The organism is Vreelandella sedimenti (genome assembly GCF_013416325.1).
GTDB classification, from domain to species: domain Bacteria; phylum Pseudomonadota; class Gammaproteobacteria; order Pseudomonadales; family Halomonadaceae; genus Vreelandella; species Vreelandella sedimenti.
In genome coordinates, this window is record NZ_JACCGK010000001.1 from 427,118 (window position 1) to 446,393 (window position 19,276).

General features: G+C 53.2%; 17 protein-coding genes. 7 read left to right on the forward strand and 10 right to left on the reverse strand.

Annotation, left to right across the window (positions count from 1 at the left end):
• The first annotated feature begins 17 nt into the window (after positions 1 to 17).
• Genes HZU72_RS01920 through HZU72_RS01930 form a run of 3 tightly spaced genes read left to right on the forward strand, consistent with a single transcriptional unit; the run spans position 18 to position 2,738 of the window.
• On the forward strand, positions 18 to 962 hold the full coding sequence (locus HZU72_RS01920) for a DMT family transporter (RefSeq protein WP_180090076.1): 945 nt from the start codon (positions 18 to 20) through the stop codon (positions 960 to 962).
• 31 nt (positions 963 to 993) lie between these two features.
• Positions 994 to 1,764, forward strand: a complete 771-nt coding sequence (locus tag HZU72_RS01925) for a FadR/GntR family transcriptional regulator (RefSeq protein ID WP_180090078.1) — start codon at positions 994 to 996, stop codon at positions 1,762 to 1,764.
• Between the two features lie 35 nt (positions 1,765 to 1,799).
• On the forward strand, positions 1,800 to 2,738 hold the full coding sequence (locus tag HZU72_RS01930; protein ID WP_235975912.1) for a Gfo/Idh/MocA family protein: 939 nt from the start codon (positions 1,800 to 1,802) through the stop codon (positions 2,736 to 2,738).
• A 48-nt stretch (positions 2,739 to 2,786) separates the two neighbouring features.
• Here HZU72_RS01930 and HZU72_RS01935 read toward each other — a convergent pair whose 3' ends face one another.
• From HZU72_RS01935 to HZU72_RS01955, 5 genes are all read right to left on the reverse strand, one after another.
• Positions 2,787 to 3,683 carry an NAD(P)-dependent oxidoreductase gene (locus HZU72_RS01935; RefSeq protein ID WP_180090082.1) on the reverse strand — a complete coding sequence of 299 codons (897 nt, stop codon included), beginning with the start codon at positions 3,681 to 3,683 and terminating at the stop codon, positions 2,787 to 2,789.
• A gap of 68 nt (positions 3,684 to 3,751) precedes the next feature.
• Positions 3,752 to 4,807 (reverse strand): Ldh family oxidoreductase, encoded by a 1,056-nt coding sequence (locus tag HZU72_RS01940; protein WP_180090084.1) that lies wholly within the window; start codon positions 4,805 to 4,807, stop codon positions 3,752 to 3,754.
• Positions 4,808 to 4,845: 38 nt separating this feature from the next.
• Positions 4,846 to 5,724 carry an NAD(P)-dependent oxidoreductase gene (locus tag HZU72_RS01945; RefSeq protein ID WP_180090086.1) on the reverse strand — a complete coding sequence of 293 codons (879 nt, stop codon included), beginning with the start codon at positions 5,722 to 5,724 and terminating at the stop codon, positions 4,846 to 4,848.
• Between the two features lie 113 nt (positions 5,725 to 5,837).
• Positions 5,838 to 6,803, reverse strand: coding sequence for a GntR family transcriptional regulator (locus tag HZU72_RS01950; RefSeq protein WP_180090090.1), 966 nt, complete (start codon positions 6,801 to 6,803; stop codon positions 5,838 to 5,840).
• Positions 6,804 to 6,831: 28 nt separating this feature from the next.
• Positions 6,832 to 8,361, reverse strand: a complete 1,530-nt coding sequence (locus HZU72_RS01955; RefSeq protein WP_180090092.1) for a UxaA family hydrolase — start codon at positions 8,359 to 8,361, stop codon at positions 6,832 to 6,834.
• 551 nt (positions 8,362 to 8,912) lie between these two features.
• On the opposite strand from HZU72_RS01955, the gene gbd reads away from it, so the two are divergent.
• The 4 genes from gbd (at position 8,913) to HZU72_RS01975 (ending at position 13,147) form a co-directional block, all read left to right on the forward strand.
• On the forward strand, positions 8,913 to 10,046 hold the full coding sequence (gene gbd / locus HZU72_RS01960; protein WP_180090094.1) for a 4-hydroxybutyrate dehydrogenase: 1,134 nt from the start codon (positions 8,913 to 8,915) through the stop codon (positions 10,044 to 10,046).
• A 189-nt stretch (positions 10,047 to 10,235) separates the two neighbouring features.
• Positions 10,236 to 11,162 (forward strand): tripartite tricarboxylate transporter substrate binding protein, encoded by a 927-nt coding sequence (locus HZU72_RS01965; protein ID WP_223828101.1) that lies wholly within the window; start codon positions 10,236 to 10,238, stop codon positions 11,160 to 11,162.
• Between the two features lie 9 nt (positions 11,163 to 11,171).
• Complete coding sequence (locus tag HZU72_RS01970; protein ID WP_180090098.1) at positions 11,172 to 11,666, forward strand: tripartite tricarboxylate transporter TctB family protein; 495 nt, start codon at positions 11,172 to 11,174, stop codon at positions 11,664 to 11,666.
• A complete protein-coding gene (locus HZU72_RS01975; RefSeq protein ID WP_180090101.1) occupies positions 11,654 to 13,147 on the forward strand; it encodes a tripartite tricarboxylate transporter permease in 1,494 nt (497 codons plus the stop codon). The genes HZU72_RS01970 and HZU72_RS01975 overlap by 13 nt, the downstream gene beginning before the upstream one ends.
• Before the next feature lie 109 nt (positions 13,148 to 13,256).
• Here the strand turns inward: HZU72_RS01975 and HZU72_RS01980 are convergent, their stop codons facing one another.
• The 5 genes from HZU72_RS01980 to HZU72_RS02000 all read right to left on the reverse strand — a co-directional run bounded on the left by HZU72_RS01980 (position 13,257) and on the right by HZU72_RS02000 (position 18,932).
• Entirely contained in the window at positions 13,257 to 14,831 is a 1,575-nt protein-coding gene (locus tag HZU72_RS01980; RefSeq protein WP_180090103.1) for an aldehyde dehydrogenase (NADP(+)), read from the reverse strand.
• A gap of 30 nt (positions 14,832 to 14,861) precedes the next feature.
• Positions 14,862 to 15,860: an AraD1 family protein gene (araD1, locus tag HZU72_RS01985; RefSeq protein WP_180090105.1), complete on the reverse strand. Its 999-nt coding sequence runs from the start codon at positions 15,858 to 15,860 to the stop codon at positions 14,862 to 14,864.
• A 42-nt stretch (positions 15,861 to 15,902) separates the two neighbouring features.
• Positions 15,903 to 17,204: a TRAP transporter large permease gene (locus tag HZU72_RS01990; RefSeq protein WP_009287507.1), complete on the reverse strand. Its 1,302-nt coding sequence runs from the start codon at positions 17,202 to 17,204 to the stop codon at positions 15,903 to 15,905.
• Positions 17,204 to 17,815, reverse strand: a complete 612-nt coding sequence (locus tag HZU72_RS01995) for a TRAP transporter small permease subunit (protein WP_180090107.1) — start codon at positions 17,813 to 17,815, stop codon at positions 17,204 to 17,206. The genes HZU72_RS01990 and HZU72_RS01995 overlap by 1 nt, the downstream gene beginning before the upstream one ends.
• A gap of 97 nt (positions 17,816 to 17,912) precedes the next feature.
• Positions 17,913 to 18,932, reverse strand: a complete 1,020-nt coding sequence (locus HZU72_RS02000; RefSeq protein ID WP_022521929.1) for a TRAP transporter substrate-binding protein — start codon at positions 18,930 to 18,932, stop codon at positions 17,913 to 17,915.
• Between the last annotated feature and the right edge of the window lie 344 nt (positions 18,933 to 19,276).

Sequence of the window (19,276 nt, forward strand, 5' to 3'; positions counted from 1 at the left end):
AGGAATCGTTACCACACATGAGTCGTTGGAGTACCTTTTCGCTTCGCCAGCAGGGCCTGCTATTGACCGGTGGTGGCGCCATGATCATGGCGCCGGATGCCTTGCTGATCAAGGTAGCCGACCTGCCCGATGCAGAGATACTAATGTGGCGCGGCTTTCTGTCTGGGCTGGGTTTTTTGCTGATCGCCCTACTGCGCTATGGCCGTGGCACTCTGGCGGCTTATCGGCGCTGCGGCTGGACGGGCATTGCCGTAGCGCTGCTGTTCAGCCTGACCACCTGTGGCTTTGTGCTGGGTAATCAGTACACCAAAGCGGGCAACGTGTTGATGATATTGGCCAGTTCGCCGTTAATCGCTGCCGTGCTTTCTTGGTTCATCCTCAAGGAACGTCTGCCCAGGCGCACTTGGCTGGCGATTTTTATTTGTATGCTGGGTATCGCGATGATCGCCCTGGATGACGCGGGTGCAGGTTCCTGGGTTGGCAACGCTTTCGCCTTGATGGCGGCGACAACCCTGGCGATTAACTTTACCCTCTGTCGTACCCGTCCGGGGGTGGATATGAGCCCGATGCTGGTGTTTAACGGCATTATTGTCGGCAGCATCGCGGGGCTGTTTTGGCTGGCAGGGAGTGAGCCGACCCTGCCTGCCGCTAACCAGCTTGCCGTGGTGATTCTACTCTGCCTGATCATTGTGCCGTGCGGGGTCACGCTGCTGCAGCGTGGGCCGCTCTATCTGCCTTCGGCTGAAGTGGGCCTATTGTTGTTGCTGGAAGTGGTGATAGGCACGCTGTTGGCCTGGTGGATTTTGGCCGAACAGCCAGCGCCGATGGCCATGGTCGGCGGCGTTCTGGTGCTGGGCACATTGAGTGCTAAGGGCCTCTATGAACGGCGGTTAGAGCTGAGGATGCGGGCAGGTCTCGAACCTTCGCCACCGGTAACAGTGGACCGGTCAAGTACGTTATGATTGGCAGGAATCGAAATAGGGTCTTATCGCAGTGACGTCATCTCTCAGTAAGTCAGCCGTTCGTCCCAGTATCGCCGAACATCTCGCCGAGGAGATCTTCGGTGGTCGCTATCACCCTGGTGACCTGGTGCCCCGGGAAATGGATCTATGCGAACGCTTTGCGATTAACCGCTCAGCGGTGCGCAGCGATCTGCGCCAACTGGTTGATGCCGGAATTATCGAGCGTATCTCCGGCCATGGTTCCAAAGTACGTGAGTACTCAGAGTGGCATATTCTCGATGCCCAGGTGACCGACTGGTTAACCCGCTACGCCGCACCCAACCCGGATATTCAACGTGAAATTCTTGCCTTTCGATTAGACGTTGAACCCTATGTGGCGATGACTGCCGCCAAGCGCGCCAAGGCGCGGGATCTGGTTGCAATCGAAGAGGCGTTTGAAGGCCTGGGGCAGAATCTGCGTAATGCAACCTGCGAAGAGGAGCGGCGGCTGCACAGCGAGTGTGATGTCGCTTTTCACGAGGCGATTTTCAAGGCGACCCACAATATTGTTTGGGCGCAGCTATCGCATATCCTGCGCCCCTCCATCTATATGCTGATCTCCATGTCCAACGAGAACGCTCCAGATCCTGAAGAAAGCCTGGAGCGCCACCGTCAGTTGATGGAGAGCATTCGTCTGCGCCGCCCTCGGGAGGCGTTTTTAGCATCCCAAGCGGTGTTGGCGGGCACCGCCGCAGCGTTGGGGCTTGAACACAGCGTCAGTTCATTAGGGCGCAGCGTTGAGCTGCCCCACACCACCTCCTGAACCCATTTTCAATGGTTAAAAACAAAGGCAAGCGTATGTCTGACTTCAACTCTGGCTTTAATCTCGGCCTAGTGGGCGTGGGTAAAATTGTCCGAGACCAGCATCTTCCTGCCATAGCCGCCACCCCAAACTGCCATCTTGTCGCCACGGCGGATCCCCACGCCTCGCTGCCGGAACTACCCGCCTATCAACACCTGGAAGCGATGCTCGAAGCCCACCCTGAAATTACCGCCGTCTCAATTTGCACGCCGACGCACCTGCGCTACTCCCAGGCGCGGGCAGCGCTGATGCGTGGCAAGCACGTGCTGCTTGAGAAGCCGCCAGGGGCGACGTTAAGCGAAGTGGAGGACTTGATTGCCTGCGCTCAGAAGCAGGGCGTTAGCCTATTTGCCGCCTGGCACTCGCGGTTTGCCCCCGGAGTGGCTCAGGCCCAGCAGTGGTTAGCCGATCGCCAGGTTCAGCGGGTGGAGATTGAATGGAAAGAGGACGTGCGGGTATGGCATCCAGGCCAGGCGTGGATCTGGCAGCCCGGTGGCATGGGTGTTTTCGACCCCGGTATTAATGCACTGTCGATTGCGACCGCCATCTTGCCTCAACCGTTTTTCCTGCAACGGGCGCGGCTGCTGGTGCCGAGCAATGCGCAAACTCCGATTGCGGCAAAGCTATCCTTTACAGACCCAGAAGGCGCGGTGATCGAAGCTGATTTCGACTTCTTACAAAGCGGCCCGCCAACGTGGGATATGCATATCGACAGTGATGGCAGCCGTCTAAGTCTCACTCAGGGCGGCTGTCGATTGGCCATCGACAATGAGCTGATCATTGAAGAGGAGGAGCGCGAATATCAAGGCCTTTACGCGCGCTTTGCCGAGCTGGTCGCAAGCGGGCGCAGCGAGGTGGATGTGGCCCCGCTGCGCCAGGTCGCCGATGCGTTTCTATACGGTCACCGTGAGGCTACCGAAGCGTTTATCGAGTGAAGGCTTTATATGAAAATATGAGGTAGCCAAGAAGCTATCTTAGTGGCCTCAATCGGATACGATCTTATTTCGTTTTATACAGCTGTCGTACGCTTGGGGAACGAAGCTATCTTCCCCCACGTCGTATCGAGCTAACGTAAGAAACTCGCAAAGCGGTGGCAGCATATGGGGGGCTAGCTGATAGGCGTTTAACGTTTCAGTCAGGTAGCGCATATCTTTTTCAGCATTACCAAGACTGAACTGTAACTTCGTGCACTCCTTCTGCAGTACCCACTCCATAACGGGAGCGAGCATCGCGCTGTTGGCTCCCCCTTGTGAGCAAATTTCCAGGAGTTTGTCTTGTGAAACGTCCATGCCAGCCGCCATAGTGGCCGCCTCACTGACTAGAGCAGCAGCCCCTAACGAGAGAAAATTATTAATCAGTTTCAGTTTATGCGCTGAACCAACCTTACCCACATGAAAGATGTTTTCCGCGAAACTTTCCATGACAGGCGTAATGCGCGCCACTGTGGAGGCATCGCCACCCACCATGACATTTAGCCGTCCATCTCTGGCTTCACGAGGTGTACGTGCTAAAGGCGCGTCAACGAGTATCACCCCTTGATGTTCTACGGTTTTCGCAAGGCGCTCAGTTGATTCGGGATGAGCCGTAGAGCAGTCGACAATAATAAGCCCTTCATGGCTTCCCACCATTAAACCGTCAGCCCCGCTGACGATTTCGCTAACCTGTTCGGATGTCTTCACGCAGATAAAAACAATATCGCTATTTCTTGCGATCTCTGCGGGAGTGCTAACTTCCGTCGCGCCTTCCTTGCATAGCGCTTCAAGGGGGGATCGATTCCTATGGGCCATCAGCGTTAGCGGATAATCGTTACGTACGATATGTCTGGCCATTTCCTTGCCCATTAAGCCAAGCCCAATGAATCCGATGCGTTCATGTTTCATAGTCGCCTCTGATGAGTTGGTTCACCACACCTGAAATATCGCCCACTAGACTTACGCATGAGCGGCTGTTACTGCAGCGCCTGAGGGAAAGTAACCCCCAGACGTTCCGACCAATCGGCTAGAGCTTCGGGAACACCGTCTGGAAGAGGCACGCCCTCCTGCGCATAACGCTTATGGAGGGCAAGCCCACGCTCGCCAGGAATTCGTACTGGAGGGCTACCTTCCTCAACAGGATTGTTACGGCAAGCATCCACCAAAGCGCCGGTTTCGCGTTTGAAGGCATCGAGCCCACCAAAGGCTTCGGGATCCATGACCTGCACCATGACCGAGGCACCCCATTGTGAAGGCGCCTGCACACGGCCAAATCCAGCGAGCCCAGACGTTAAGGCTTCCACCATTAGCCCCAGCGCATATCCCTTGTGGCCATGGTCAAGACCACCAATTGGCATGATGCTCCCCTTAGGCTCATCGAACAGCACGGTAGGTTGATCGGTCGCATTGCCCTGGTGATCCTTAAGCCACGGGTACGGCAGTTGGCTGTTTTGTTTGTGAAGTCGGCCGACCATGCCATTAGTGGTAATGGATGTGCTGACATCTAACAGAACCGGGCCTGAAGCTGTCGGGTAGCCCACAGCGATAGGGTTAGGGGTGTGTGTCGCTTGCAAACCGCCATATGGGGCAACCGACTTAGTCGCAGGATCGGATGACTCGATCACCACCACTAGGTCTTGATCAGTGGCACGTTTCAGATAGGCCGCCAAGCAGGCGATATGATTTGAGCATCGAATCACGACCGTCCCTGTGCCGCAGGAGCGGGCCATCAATTCGGCGGTTTCCATTGCTTTAATGATCAACCAGGGGCCGGGAAGATAATGACCATCCCATGTCTGCACGGCAGCGCGTTTGGAGATTACCTCATACTCACCTGACACAGGCATCCGGCCAGACTGAATCTCGCCAAGGTAAGGGGATAGTAGCTGAAGCCCGTGAGTCGTGTGTCCCATCAAATCGCCTTCGACGAGTATCTCGGCAACTGCTTGAGCCTTTTCTTCATCGAGCCCGGCTGCCACAAGTAAAGCGGTGCTGAATTGCGTAATTTCCTGAACGTCGTAATGGTGGTTCATTGTATTTATTCTCCTAAATTTGTTGTTGTCAGGCTCTCTTAATCATTGCGCCGTCTGAGTTGATTGATTAAGGCGCTATGGTCTAACTCGCCATCCCCTTGATCGACGAGCTCTTCAAAAAGTGTGTTGACCAATGACGAAACCGGTAGCTTAAGATGTAGCGTGTCGGCAAAAGCCATCGCGGTCTGAGTATCTTTCAATTGCCATTTCGCTGGCCCACCCGGGGTAAAGTTTTCTTGAATCATACGCTGACCGTGTATACGCAAAATGGTCGAGTCAGCAAACCCACCTTCAAGCGCACTGAGCATTCGCTCGGGGCTTGCCCCGCCCTGTTCTGCCAATAGTATGGCTTCTGCCACGGTAGCAATGGTGTTGGCCACAATCATTTGATTGGCGAGCTTAGCAAGTTCCCCGCTACCTGCAGGGCCAACATAAACGGGCCTGCCGAGAGATAAGAGTATGGGTTCTACTGCTTTAAAACTTACGGCATCTCCGCCCACCATAATGGCCAGTGTGCCGTCGATCGCTCCCCGCTCACCGCCAGAAACCGGCGCATCAAAGTAATTAATCTGGCTCTTGGCGGCTTCTTCTGCTTGACGGCGAGCGGTTTCGACAGGTATTGAACTCATGACAATAAGTGTGGCGTCATGCTGCATGGCATTGAGTAGGCCGTTAGGGCCCAGCAGCATTTCATCACACACAGGCCCAGAGCTAAGCATAACGATAACGACATCGCTTTCGGCAACGGCCTCTTCGGGCTTTTCTACGATGGCGGCACCCACCGACTCTAAACGGTTGGCTTTGCTTTTTGTTCTATTCCAGACAAGCACTTGGTGTCCTGCATGTGCCAAGCGTGCTGCCATCGGCGCACCCATAATGCCCGTGCCAATAAATCCGATAGTACGTGACGTTGTCATTATTAGTTCCTCTATCTAGATGAGCCCGTCAAGGCTTCCCGTAATCCTTGTTTAGCAGGTCGATACATTGCTTCAATTGGAGAGATGGGGCATCCACGTTCGTTATTTGATTATTAGCGTAGGTAAAGCGGTATATCGATATCACCTGATTCTCGGAAGTTAATTAGCCGGTCGAGCACCTTGGATTCTGAACGCTCTAAATGGGTTGCCAAGGCTTCGCCTGCTTGCGCAGGTTGTTGCAGGCGCATTTTTTCAAATATCCATAAATGTTCATCGAAGAAAGGGTCTTGATCGGGAAGCTTTAGTACTCGTCCAAGCAGGTGTTTACTGACTAATAAGATAGGATGCGTGCGCCGGAGCATATTCATGACCTCCTGGTTATCACCTAAACTAACGGCAGCATGATGGAGGTCGTTTTCTAACTCATCTAGTAGCTCCCCCTTTATATCAGGATAGCTCTCAGCAGCGTGTTTGAGTTTGGTGATATAGCCTTTAATGGCACTTTCTGGCATATGTTGTGTGGCTCGCGCAATCATATAAGGCTCTAATTGGCGACGTGCTTCATAAAGATTATGTAACCGCTGATCATTCAGAGGCACCACGCTCCAGCTGTTATATTTAATCTTTTCGACTAAACCGATAGACTGTAAATAGAGCAAGATTTGGTGAGTGACCGTGCGGCTGACATTGAGCGTTTTGGAAAGCTGCAGCTCATTGAGTTCAAACGCACCCTTAATCGAACATAAAACGATGTCATGTTCAACGCTGTCGATATGCGCCCGCCAAGAAACGATACGGTCTACTTTTGGGGCATGGCCAAGTTGTTTGAAATCATGCTCACTGAGCGCACGCCGCACTACCTCACCTGGCGATGCGCCTACTAAATAGCCGCGCCCCTCAAAACGGCAGATATACTGCTCTTCGTGCAACCGGCTTAATGTTTGCCGAACGGGCGAGCGGCTAATACCAAACAGCTCCGCTATATTTCCCTCAAGCAGTACTAAACCGGGTTCAAGACGTTTCCCAACAATACTCTGCTTAAGAGCCGTGTAGAGCTGGTCGCGCAGCGTTTGTGTCATAGTCAGTTAATTGCTCTTTAATGGGTGTTTAGGTGACGGCACCTACCAGCCAGGGAACGAATTCATTATTACCGTAACCCAGTGATTCGCTGGCGCTCATATCGCCCGAAGCGATGGCAATAATGCGCTCAAAAATCTGCTCTCCAACACTCTCTACACTGTCGGTGCCATCAACAATAACGCCACAGTTTATATCCATGTCTTCATGCATTTTCTCATACATGGAGGTATTCGTTGCGAGCTTAAGGCAGGGGGCGGGTTTGAAGCCTGAGACTGAACCTCGTCCAGTGGTAAAGCAGACTACGTTAGAACCGGAGGCTATTTGTCCCGTGACCGAAATCGGGTCATAGCCAGGGCTATCCATAAAGTTAAAACCGCGCGTGGTCATTTTCTCAGCATACAGCAGCACGTCGTTAAGGCTCGACGTTCCGCCTTTAGCTACCGCGCCCAATGATTTCTCTAGGATAGTTGATAGCCCACCCGCTTTATTGCCTGGGGAAGGGTTGTTGTTTAGCTCAGCGCCATTTATCTCGGTGTAATGTTTCCACCAGGTAATCCGATCGAGTAGTTTCTGGGCGACGTTCTCATTGATGGAGCGGTCTATCAGGAGGTTTTCAGCGCCATAGATTTCGGGGGTTTCGGCGAGTATAACGCTGCCACCATGTTGCACGATAAGATCGGCGGCATGGCCCAAAGCTGGGTTCGCGGTAATACCTGAGTAGCCGTCTGACCCGCCACACTGCAATGCAACCACTAAATGTTCAAGAGAGGCGGGCGTGCGTTGTTGTTGGCCGTGTTGGGTGGCCATTTGCATGATGTGATCACAGGCCGTTTTGATGCTAGTGCGTGTCCCTCCCGCGTCTTGAATATTAAAGTAAGCCAGCCGCGAGGCATCTTCCAACCCCTTTCTTTTGACTAATGTTTTTACCTGGTTGGTCTCACAACCCAGGCCAATGATGAGTACAAAGGCAAAGTTGGGGTGCTGGGCATACCCCGCGATAACACGCTCAAGAAAGGCAAAACCTTCTGAGTCAGTATTCATGGCGCAACCAGAACCATGGGTAATGGCCACTACACCATCGAACCCCATTTGGCTTAATTCCCCAGACTGATTGAGCACGTCCGCAGCGGCTTTAGCCACCGTGGCAGAACAGTTCACGGTAGAGAGAATACCAATATAGTTACGCGTTCCCACGCTACCATCAGCCCGTTGGTAGCCCTGAAACGTTCGTGAATGGCTAACGGTGACGGTTTTTTGATGGGGCTGAAAATCTTCCAATGAAGAACTGAGTTCAATCATGGTGAGGTTGTGGGTGTGCACATGCTCACCAGGATCAATATCCCGCGCAGCCAGCCCAATCAGTTGGCCATATTTAAAAACGGTCTCGCCATTTTTGATATGCGTGAGCGCAACTTTATGTCCCGCATCAATATTTTCTTGAGCAAGCGTGCCCTTTTTATCAATGGGTATATCTTTTGGAACTGCTTTTGAGGCAACACCTACGTTATCCCGCGGATTGAGATGAATAATAACTGACGGGGAATTAATGAGATTCATCGTTTACCTCAAGCTGATTATTGGGCTTTTGCTGCAAGGGCCAGGCGCAAGCTTAAAAGCGATCATTGTGGATGCACTCTAGCAAGCCGGCCGCGTACGTCGATTAGACTATTGTTCTATATAATGATCATTGAGCGCAATAGTCATCTGGTCTAGATTGCTTTCATACACACGGCCCACAACGCTAATTGCCGATTACTGCTCAGTTGGAAGGTCAGCTCAACATTACGCTGCAGATGGATGATGTAGATTTGGATACCGCGCGGCCATCCACCGCTTCTTACGGCCTGTGTGTTACCAAGATCTCCCCATGGCCTTGCTGCCGGAGGCGCTGAAGGACAGCAATCCCCTGAAGGTAATCCGCTTGGTGGATGGGCAGCGTGAACATGCTCATCTTTGAGCCACCGTTCACAGTTTTGCTAGGCGTTTTTTGTAAAGGCCTTGGCAGCTGCAAAATACATTACTAAACTGTTGTCACGCAGTCATACTGTATGACACCTTTGCTAAGACGATTACTGGGTTCACGAGCCAAACAATAATGAGAAGTGACAATGCCCCACATAATCAATTATTTAACAAAAATTCAGTTCGGTGATAGTGCTATTACGGAATTAGCCAATGAGCTGCAATTGCTGAAGATAAAGCGACCATTGTTTGTGACTGATAAGGGGCTCAGTGCTACCCCTCTTATCACACACGTTATTGAGTCTGCTCAGCTTGATGATAGCGCATTTGTTTTCGATGATACGCCATCCAACCCTACGGAAGTCGCGGTAGAGCAAGCGCTTACTTACCTGCGTGCAAGCAAATGTGATGGCATTATTGCCGTTGGCGGTGGTTCCAGCATTGATTTAGCTAAAGCGGTCGCCTTACTTTTTAATCATCCTGGCCCGTTACGCCAATACGCTGCGATTGAAGGAGGTGTAACAAAAATTAAAGCCGATGTGCTGCCATTAATAGCAATACCGACAACGGCGGGAACCGGTAGTGAGGTGGGAAGAGCCTCATTGATTACCATGAAAGACAATCGCAAACTTGGCTTTCTTTCTCCTTATCTCATTCCTTCGGTCGCTATTTGTGACCCGCGTTTGACGCTAGGTCTACCACCTTTTTTGACCGCCGCCACGGGTATGGATGCGATTGCTCACTGCGTTGAAACCTTTTTAAGCCCCAAGGTGAATCCTCCGGCTGACGCGATTGCTTTGGATGGGCTGACGCGCGCTAGCAAATATCTAGTAGAGGCAGTTGAAAACGGCGAAAACTTAACGGCTAGAAATGAAATGATGATGGCAGCCCTTGAAGGCGCTATGGCTTTTCAGAAGGGGCTGGGTGCAGTGCACTCCTTATCCCATGCGCTAGGCGGTCTGCACGAACTAAAACTTCACCACGGTACGCTCAATGCTGTGTTGTTGCCGACTGTTCTAAGGTTTAACCACCCCGGCTGTGAGGAAAAATATGCTTGCCTCAAAGACGCGATGGGTCTCAATCCTAACGACGATTTAGCTGAAGCATTTGAAAAGCTCAATGTGAAATTGGGGATGCCTGCTAGCTTGAGCGAAATGGGCGTCATGGAAGAGCACTTGGATCGACTAGCTCAGTGGGCATTGGAAGACCATTCCACGGCGACCAATCCGCGTGTGCCCTCTAAGGAAGACTTTTATGACATGCTCAAAGAAGTTTTCTGATAAATAAAGTTTTATCCACTTAATAGTCCGTGAAGGAGGTCTTTGGCAAGAAAAAGGTAAAGTAATAAGGCATACAGTTCCAAAAATGATAATTAATTGTAAGCAATACATTACTAAAGGAAAATGAATATGATAATTACAAACCATTCCCTTAAAGCTATTTTTGCTTCAAGTATAGCAGCAGCTGTTATGACAGCGTCTGGCTCTGCCCTTGCGGATTACCCCGAGCGCCCCCTCACGTTGATTGTGCCTTGGGCTGCTGGTGGTGGCACTGATGCGACGGCGCGAACTATCGCTCGTGCTCTGGAAGAAGAACTGGGCCAAAACGTTAATGTTGTTAACCGAACCGGGGGCAGTGGCGTTGTTGGTCATACCGCCATGATAAATGCTGAGCCAGATGGTTATACGATTGGCTTGGCTACTGGCGAAGTTAACATGATGCATTGGTTGGGTTTAACGAACCTTACGTATGAAGACTTTACGCCCATTGCTCAAATCAACTATGACTTTCCAGGCATACAGGTAGCAGCCGACTCTCCTTATGAAACCCTTGAAGAGCTCCTTGAAGCGATACGCTCTGAGCCTAAAGGCACGTTTACTGCTTCGGGTACTGGCCAAGGCGGTGTGTGGCATCTAGCCTTTGCTGGCTTTTTGATGGATCAAGGTATTCCCGCCGACCAAGTGATTTGGATTCCTAGTGAAGGAGCAGCACCAGCGATGACTGAGCTGGTGTCTGGAGGGATTGATATTGTACCAAGCTCGGTACCCGAAGCCCGCTCAATGATTGAGGCCGGTCGCGTGAAGAGCTTTGCGGTAATGTCTCCAGAGCGTATACCCAGCTTCCCTGATGTTCCCACCACTAATGAGTTAATCGGTAGTAGCTATCAAGTGGGCGAGTGGCGTGGAATTGCAGGGCCTAAAGGCATGGATCCAGAAGTAGTAGCAACACTTGAATCAGCACTAGAGGCTGCTTACAACAGTGATACTTATCAAGGGTTTATGAGTCAGCAAGGTTTTGGTACCGAGTGGCGTAACGCGGAAGAGTTTGGCCAACTCATGGAAGATATGGATAGCGTATTCGGTGAAATTGTTGAACAAGTTGGCTTAGCTAACTGAGGAATGACAATGCGGGATTTTTTCGCCGGAATAGGGTTCGTTATTGCTGGGATTGTTACGATCATTACTGCCCAGCAGTTTCCTACTCTACCAAGCCTTCAGTATGGACCTTCGCTTTTCCCCTCCCTCATAGGGGGGGGATTTTGCCTCGGTGGGGCTGTACTTGCCTTAAATGCATTATGGCTTAGAAAAAAAGCTGTCGCGCAAGAAGCACACGGTAGTCCATCCCTCGCTGGCTCACTGCCTGAGAAAACGAATTGGGCAATGTTGTTGCCACCAATATCGATTGTCTTTTATATCCTGGCAAGCGACTACCTTGGTGCAATGTTGACGATAATGATCATTATGCTTTTGCTAATGTTATTAAGAAAAACATCACCCTACATAGCATTGGCAACGTCTCTAGTAGTGTCGTCAGCTATTTATTTTATCTTCTCGCGCTACTTGCTCGTTCCATTGCCGCAAGGTCTTCTATTAGGGGGTAGCCTGCCATGGATATCTTAATGAATGGGGTTGGGCTGGTTTTAAACTTTGAAACCTTGCTGGTTATTTTAGCGGCGTCACTGTTTGGTATATTTGTAGGTGCAGTCCCCGGCCTTACTGCGACAATGGCAGTAGCACTATTAGTACCTTTGACTTTCTACATGGATACCATCCCGGCTATTGCTGCCATTGTAACGACATCGGCGATGGCGATCTTTGCGGGTGATATCCCGGGCACCTATCTAAATATACCGGGCACGCCTGCATCGGCTGCTTATGTAGGGGAGTCCTACGCATTAGCGAAAAAAGGTAGGGCAAGAGAGGCCTTAGGTATTAATTTAGTATGTTCTGTTTTTGGCGGTATTTTTGGCACCATCGTTTTAATTGTTGTAGCTCAATCCCTTGCTGAGGTAGCGCTGCAGTTCAGTGCATTTGAGTACTTTTGGCTTGCGGTACTTGGGTTAAGCTGTTCAATTTTTATTTCAGTTGGTTCTAGAACAAAAGCATTTCTCTCACTTCTTTTTGGCATTCTGCTTTCAACCGTAGGGCTTGATATGATGAGTGGTGCTCCACGTTTTACATTTGGAGTGCCCGACCTTATGGCCGGTATTAACTTTATACCCGTTATGATTGGTATGTTTGCTCTAAATGAACTGATGAGCTATTACGCTTCAAAATCTGAGAAGAAAACAATCAGTATCGTCGATAACGATAGTGTCTTCCACAATGTACCTGGGCATATTAAACGTTACTGGCGTAACATGATACGTGGTAGCTCAATCGGCACGTTGATTGGTGCACTGCCGGGCGCGGGTGCAGATATTGCGGCCTGGATCTCGTATGGTGTGGGAAAGGGTAGGTCAAAAGAGAGTGCCAAATATGGCACCGGTAATATAGAAGGCATCATGGATGCAAGCTCCGCTAATAATTCCGGTATCAGTGGTGCATGGGTGCCCGCTTTAGTCTTTGGGATTCCTGGTGACTCTATTACGGCCATCGTAATTGGCGTTTTATATATGAAAGGGATGAATCCTGGGCCCACTATTTTTATGGATGGGAGTGGGTTGATCTATGCGCTGTTTATGGTGTTTATTTTAGCTAACTTGATGATGCTGCCTATTGGCTATATGGCTATCCGACTTTCAAAGTTTTTCATTCTAACACCCAGCCGGGTACTCATGCCCATAATATTATGCTTTTGCATTGTGGGGGCTTTCGCTATCAATAATAGCGTTGTGGATATTTGGTTAATGCTTATTGTAGGGCTAGTGGCTTATGTATTGGCGGTGAATGACTTTCCAATGGCGCCAGCCATTCTTGGGTTAGTGTTGGGTTCCGTTGTTGAAAATAATTTCATGAGCGCAATGTTGCGTACCGGTGGTGACTTAACGAGCTTCTTTGCAAGACCAATCAGTGCGGGGCTTGGCATTGCGGTGATTCTACTATGGTGCTCACCGCTTTTGATCAAAGCTTATCGCTATCAGCAGCATAAATCAGGATAGTCTGTCAGTTACTATGAAATAAGCGCAGAGAGGCAAATATGGCCTCGCTGCGCTAGTTCGTAAGTTTGTTTTATAAGGCTATCGTGAAGCCATCGCTGGCTTTATTACATTATTCACGCTTGCCATCGACCAGACGCGATACTCCTGCAGGATTGCCATCACGAATAGCGTCGGGCAGTAGCCCTTCCGGCAGTGCCTGATAGCACACTGGGCGCAGGAAGCGGAAAATCGCTGCGCTACCTACTGAGGTCGTGCGTGAATCCGAGGTGGCAGGATAAGGGCCGCCATGCACCATGGCGTGGCACACTTCTACACCCGTCGGCCAGCCGTTGGCCAGGATACGTCCGGCCTTGCGCTCCAGCGTCGGCAGCAGTTGTTTGGCAGCCGCCAAGTCACCGTCATCCATCTGCAGTGTAATGGTGAGCTGACCTTCCAACTGAGCCGCAACACGGGCCACTTCCTGGGTGTCAGCACAGGCGATCACCAATGACGTCGAACCGAACACCTCTTCCTGTAACGCGGGGTCACTCAGAAACGCCTCGGCTTGGGTAACGAACAGTCCGGCCTGGCTGGGGTGAGCTGTCTCACCTGCCTGGCCGCGTGCCACCTCGGTCACCTTGCCGTGGCTGGCGAGTCGGCCTACGCCCTGTTGGTAGGCATCATGGATACCCGGCGTCAGCATGGTCTGGGCAGCACTGCCCTTAACCGCTTCCCCGGCCGCCGCAACAAAGGCGTCCAGTTCAGGGCCCTGAACCGCAATGACCAACCCAGGGTTGGTGCAGAACTGCCCGGCACCCATGTTGAGTGAGCCGACAAACCCCTCAGCAATCGCTTTACCGCGTGCCTTGAGGGCTTCCGGAAGTAGAAACACCGGGTTAATGGAGCTCATCTCGGCGTAGACCGGGATCGGCTGCGGCCGCGCCTGGGCGGTGGCCATGAGCGCCGTGCCGCCGCTGCGTGAACCGGTAAAGCCCACTGCCTGGATTCGAGGGTCGGCAACCAGCGCCTGACCGATTTCGCGGCCCGAGCCAAACAGCAGCGAGAAAACGCCCTCGGGGAGTTCGCACTTGGCAACCGCGCGTTGAATGGCGCGGCCTACCAGCTCGGAGGTGCCGGGGTGGGCAGAGTGGCCCTTGACCACTACCGGGCAGCCGGCGGCCAGCGCGGAGGCGGTATCGCCACCGGCAACGCTAAAGGCGAGCGGGAAGTTGCTGGCGCCAAACACTGCCACCGGGCCCAGGCCGATATGGCGCTGACGCAGGTCTGCGCGGGGAAGCGGCTCACGATCGGGCATGGCCGGATCGATACGTACATCCAGCCATTCACCTGCACGCACTACCGAGGCGAAGAGCCGCAACTGGCCACAGGTACGCCCACGTTCGCCCTCTAAACGCGGGCGGGGAAGGCCGGTTTCGGCCATGGCACGCTCGATCAGTTCATCGCCGATCCCTTCGATCTCGACGGCAATGGTTTCAAGAAAGCTGGCCCGCGCCTCTAAGGTGGTCTCGCGATAGCTATCGAAAGCCGCCTCGGCTAATGCGCAGGCCTGTTCGACCTCGGTCTTACTGCCGCCGGGGTAGGCGGGCGCCAGTGTTTCGCCGGTGGCGGGGTTTACCGCATGAATGTCAGCCTGTTGGCCGCTGATGGCCTGCTGACCGATCAGTAGTTTACCTTCCAGAGTCATACTTCCTCCTGCTGGGGTGGTTAGAGTACGTTAAAGCGACTTTACGCTGATGGTCGGTGCGTCTGCTTCCACCCGTAGTGGGTTGCGCAGGGCGCGACCAAACTGATTGATTTTGATCTCAAAGCGATCGCCCTCGCGCACCTTGATGCCGTCGGCGAAGCTCAGTGTCGCGGTACCGAAAAAGTGCACATGCACATCGCCGGGGCGGCGGAAGCCCGGGTATTTAAAGTGGTGATACTCCAGGTTGGCCAGGCTATGGGCCATGTTGGCCTCGCCGGTGAGAAAGGGTTTCTCCCACACTGTTTCACCACTGCGATGAATAGCGCTGGTGCCTTCCAGATGAGCAGGCAGTTCGCCGATCAACAGTTCGGGACCAAAGCTGCAGGCGCGTAGCTTGGAGTGAGCTAACCACAAATAGTTGAAGCGCTCGGTCACGTGATCAGAAAATTCGTTGCCGAGGGCGTAGCCGACCCGCCAGGGCTGGCCGTCATCACCAATCACATAGAGGCCCGCCAACTCAGGTTCCTCGCCTGCATCTTCGGCGAAGGCGGGGGATGGAATCTCTGCTTCTGGCGCCACCACGCACTGGCCATCGCCCTTGTAGAACCACTCCGGCTGCGCACCTAACTGGCCTGTATCGGGTTTGCCGCCCTCCACACCCAGCTTGAACATGCGCATGGAGTCGGTCATATCCTCTTCAGCAGCTTGGGCCTGTTTTTGAGAAGAGGCGTGCATCGCCGAGCGGGTGTCGGCACTGCCCAGGTGGGTAAGGCCGGTGCCGGTGACCAGGCAGTGGGCCGGGTCGGTATGCGTCAGCGGGGGTAGCAGCCGCTTATTGTCGACCAGCGCTTGATAATCCAGGCGTGTGTCGGTCAATGCTTCCGTCAGCATGTCGCTAAGTGGCTTGCCGGCGGCAATGGCCCGATTGGCCAGGGTGTAAGTGTCGCAGTCGAGCAGTCTGACCTGCTCTTCGCTTTCGACCAGGGCGGCACGAACCTGGCCCTGATGGTCACACTGAATCAGTCGCATGGCGGTCTCCTTATGCAGAGTCAGTCAATAGTGTAGCGGTCATCATAGTGGCCAAATGGCCAGTTGCGGCCACATCAATAGCGCCGCGAGTACGCACAGCTGAATGGCCATAAAGGGCAGTACGGACAGGTAAATATCCTTGAGGCTGATATCCGGCGGTGCCACGCTTTTAAGGTAGAAGGCGGCGGGCCCAAAGGGTGGCGACAGAAACGATACCTGCATATTCACGGCGAATAGAATGCCGAACCAGATCGGATCGAAACCGAGCTGAATAACGATAGGCAGAAAGATCGGCAGAGCCAGCATGGCGATCCCGATCCAGTCTAGGAATAGCCCCAGCACGAGCATAATCGCCATCATCACCAGAATGATCACAATGGGCGCTACATCGAGTCCCAGGATCAAGCTCGAAACAAAACGGTTGCCGCCCATTAAATTATAGACGCCCACCAGGGCGGCGGCGCCGATGCCGATCCAGATGATCATGCCGCAGGTATTCATGGTCTGCCCAAGGCTATGGTGCAGCATACCCGGGGTGAATTCGCCGCGAACAATAGTGGCGAGCAGTACACCGAAAACACCCATGGCCGCGGCTTCGGTGACCGAAGCGATACCACCGTAGATAGTGCCCAGCACTAAAAAAGCGATCAGCCCTGGTAACAGAATGGCCTTAACCGCGTCCAGCTTAGTGGCGAAAGGGTTATCCTGGGTATCTCTATCTAACGGTGGTCCCAGTGCGGGATTTCTCAGGCAGCGCACCAGCACATAGGCAATGTAGCAACCCATCAAAATCACCGCTGGCGTCACGGCTGCGGCGAACAGGTCAGCAATCGATACGCTGGCGATCAGACCGTAGATAATCAGCACGATTGAGGGCGGCATCATGGTGCCCAGGGCGCCCCCGGCACACACCACCCCAATAGAGAGGTGTTTGTCGTAGCCCAGGCGGAGCATTTGGGGCAGCGCCAGAATCCCAAGCAGCACGATCTCACCACCGATAATGCCCGAAAGAGCGGCCAGGAAGAACGCTACCACGATGGTCTGCACCGCCACGCCACCTGGCAGGCGACCGGCGAAGACGCGCATGGCGTTGAACAGGTCTTTGGCGATTCCGGAGCGATCCAGCAGTGATGCCATCAACACGAACATGGGCACCGCCACCAGCGAATACTCGGTGATAAACCCATAAACGCGGCTGGTGACCAGGGGCAGCGCCGCTTCGCCGAACCAGCCGAAGGTGAACGCCATCGCTACCAAGCCGGTGATAAACGCCAGCGGCAGACCGGTGACCAGTAGCGCGAAAATGGCCCCGACCATGAGGATCGTTGCGGTTGAAATATCCATCAGCGCGCCTCCTCGATGTTGGCAGCGGGTTTCGCTTTAATCGATTCCCACAGATGCAGGCAGGCCTGTAGCGTCATCAACACCAGAGCAAACAGAATCATGCCCTTGACCATAGCGGGAAAGGGCGGATTCCAAGAGGTGCCGGAGCGCTCCAGCGACCACTCACCGAGCGGGTTATGCGAAGCTCCCCAGAACATATGAAAGGCGGCATAGCTCATCGTCAGGCAGAAAATCAGGGTGAGCAGGTCGTTGAAACGATCCATCCAGCATTTCAACCTAGGCCCGGCGCTGTCGTAAAGCACCTTGACGCGGATATGGCTATTGCGCGCCATGGCCGCTGGGCCGCCCAGTACAAAGATAACAGCGATCAGAAACACGACGGTTTCATGTACCCAGGAGGTGGGGTTGTTGAAACCGTAGCGCATAAAGACTTCGACGACGCTGATGCCCATCGCGACCAGCACGAGCCAGGAAACGGCACGGCCGCCCCGTGCAATTAAGCGGTCTAAAGCATTACGTTCGGGAGACACCTCTTCCACCGTTTCGAGGATCTCGGGGAGATCCTGGGTATTCGGCGAAGAGGTTTGATTGTCAGGCGTTTTTTGAGACATGGCGCGACTCTACGCGCAGCGCTCGGGGTGTTTGCCCGAGCGCTGCGTTGGTTAGATTAATGAGGCCGGTTGTGAGCAGAGAGTTGAGAGCACAGAGTTAGAGCAGATTGCGCGAGCGCAAAAAGGCGGTCGCCGAGTCATAAATCTTCTGGGTCATCTCATTTTCACCCGCCCACTCTTGCCACTCCTGCTCAGCCGCGGTGCGGAATTTCTGACGCTCTTCTTCGGGTAAGTTGAAGGGGTGAACGTCTGGGTCATCCTGAAGCCGCTGCAGGGTCTCAATATCCTGCTCCTTGAGGCGGGCAATCAGGTCGTAGGCCATGCCATCAAAGGCGGTATTGAGGGTCGTCTGTAGCTCCTCGGGCAAGCCATCCCAGATGTCTTTATTGATCGACACAGCGATCATGGGCATGGAGTGAAAGCCAGGGTAGAGCGGGTAGGGGGCGAAAGCGTGCAGGCCCATGGCGTCGTTATTCGAGAGCACCGTGGAGTCCGCGGCGTCGATAACGCCTTTTTCCAGGCCGGTATACACCTCAGAGCCCGGCAGGTTGACGGGCGTGGCGCCAATGCGCTCGAAGATGTTGTACACCATGCCTTGAGGGGCACGGATTTTTAGCCCTTCAAAGTCAGCGATGGATTCGATGGGCACCGTGGAGGGTACCGACTCCAACGGAAAGGTCGCTGCGCTGATCAAGTGGGCGCCATAGGGTTCGACCAGTTCGTTGTAAAGCTCTTCACCGCCGCCGTATTTCATGTACTCCAGGAAATCGTAGGGGTTCTGCCAGGCACCGACAAGGTTGCCGAGCATACCAAAAGCCGGATCCTGGCCAGAGAAGTAGCTGGGGTCGGTCATATGACCCTGCAGAATCCCTGAGCTAACGGCGGTCAATGTCTCAGTAGGGCCAACCACGGAATTAATCGGCATTACCTCGATTTCAACACGGCCATCGGTCATTGCCGTAATGCGCTCGGCCCACTCTTGTTTGATCTTAAAGCTGGGTTCGCCCGAGGTTTCTGACGCCTGAAATTTCCATTCGTACTCGGCTGCCTGGGCCGCAGAGAGGCCCAGCAGTAGCACGGAACCAGTGAGTAGCGAGCTGTATTTCGATTTGAGCATAGCACTATTCCTCAAGTTTTTTGTTGTGGAGAGCGTGGTGGTTAACGCTGTAATGCAACGGGCCAATGACCCACGTGGGAGAGTAATGTTGAACATTAAGAGCAATTGTTCAACATATACTTTTGTATGGTCGACTATATTGGCGAGGTAGTTTAGTGTCTTGCGCATTCGGCACCCACTCTCGACGCCAACTCTCAGGTCGTCAGCCGTCACCTAACTAAAACAAGGAGTTAACCTCATGGGCCAACGTCAACGTCCGCTGCGCAGTGCTGAATGGTTTGGCACGGCTGATAAGAACGGTTTTATGTACCGCAGTTGGATGAAAAACCAGGGCATCCCCGACC

Bases quoted from the DNA above. Each gene is read 5' to 3' on its own strand.
- HZU72_RS01920 (WP_180090076.1), top strand. From the start codon at position 18: ATGAGTCGTTGGAGTACCTTTTCGCTTCGCCAGCAGGGCCTGCTATTG.
- HZU72_RS01930 (WP_235975912.1), top strand. From the start codon at position 1,800: ATGTCTGACTTCAACTCTGGCTTTAATCTCGGCCTAGTGGGCGTGGGT.
- HZU72_RS01935 (WP_180090082.1), bottom strand. From the start codon at position 3,683: ATGAAACATGAACGCATCGGATTCATTGGGCTTGGCTTAATGGGCAAG.
- HZU72_RS01940 (WP_180090084.1), bottom strand. From the start codon at position 4,807: ATGAACCACCATTACGACGTTCAGGAAATTACGCAATTCAGCACCGCT.
- HZU72_RS01945 (WP_180090086.1), bottom strand. From the start codon at position 5,724: ATGACAACGTCACGTACTATCGGATTTATTGGCACGGGCATTATGGGT.
- HZU72_RS01950 (WP_180090090.1), bottom strand. From the start codon at position 6,803: ATGACACAAACGCTGCGCGACCAGCTCTACACGGCTCTTAAGCAGAGT.
- HZU72_RS01955 (WP_180090092.1), bottom strand. From the start codon at position 8,361: ATGAATCTCATTAATTCCCCGTCAGTTATTATTCATCTCAATCCGCGG.
- gbd (WP_180090094.1), top strand. From the start codon at position 8,913: ATGCCCCACATAATCAATTATTTAACAAAAATTCAGTTCGGTGATAGT.
- HZU72_RS01965 (WP_223828101.1), top strand. From the start codon at position 10,236: ATGACAGCGTCTGGCTCTGCCCTTGCGGATTACCCCGAGCGCCCCCTC.
- HZU72_RS01970 (WP_180090098.1), top strand. From the start codon at position 11,172: ATGCGGGATTTTTTCGCCGGAATAGGGTTCGTTATTGCTGGGATTGTT.
- HZU72_RS01975 (WP_180090101.1), top strand. From the start codon at position 11,654: ATGGATATCTTAATGAATGGGGTTGGGCTGGTTTTAAACTTTGAAACC.
- HZU72_RS01980 (WP_180090103.1), bottom strand. From the start codon at position 14,831: ATGACTCTGGAAGGTAAACTACTGATCGGTCAGCAGGCCATCAGCGGC.
- araD1 (WP_180090105.1), bottom strand. From the start codon at position 15,860: ATGCGACTGATTCAGTGTGACCATCAGGGCCAGGTTCGTGCCGCCCTG.
- HZU72_RS01990 (WP_009287507.1), bottom strand. From the start codon at position 17,204: ATGGATATTTCAACCGCAACGATCCTCATGGTCGGGGCCATTTTCGCG.
- HZU72_RS01995 (WP_180090107.1), bottom strand. From the start codon at position 17,815: ATGTCTCAAAAAACGCCTGACAATCAAACCTCTTCGCCGAATACCCAG.
- HZU72_RS02000 (WP_022521929.1), bottom strand. From the start codon at position 18,932: ATGCTCAAATCGAAATACAGCTCGCTACTCACTGGTTCCGTGCTACTG.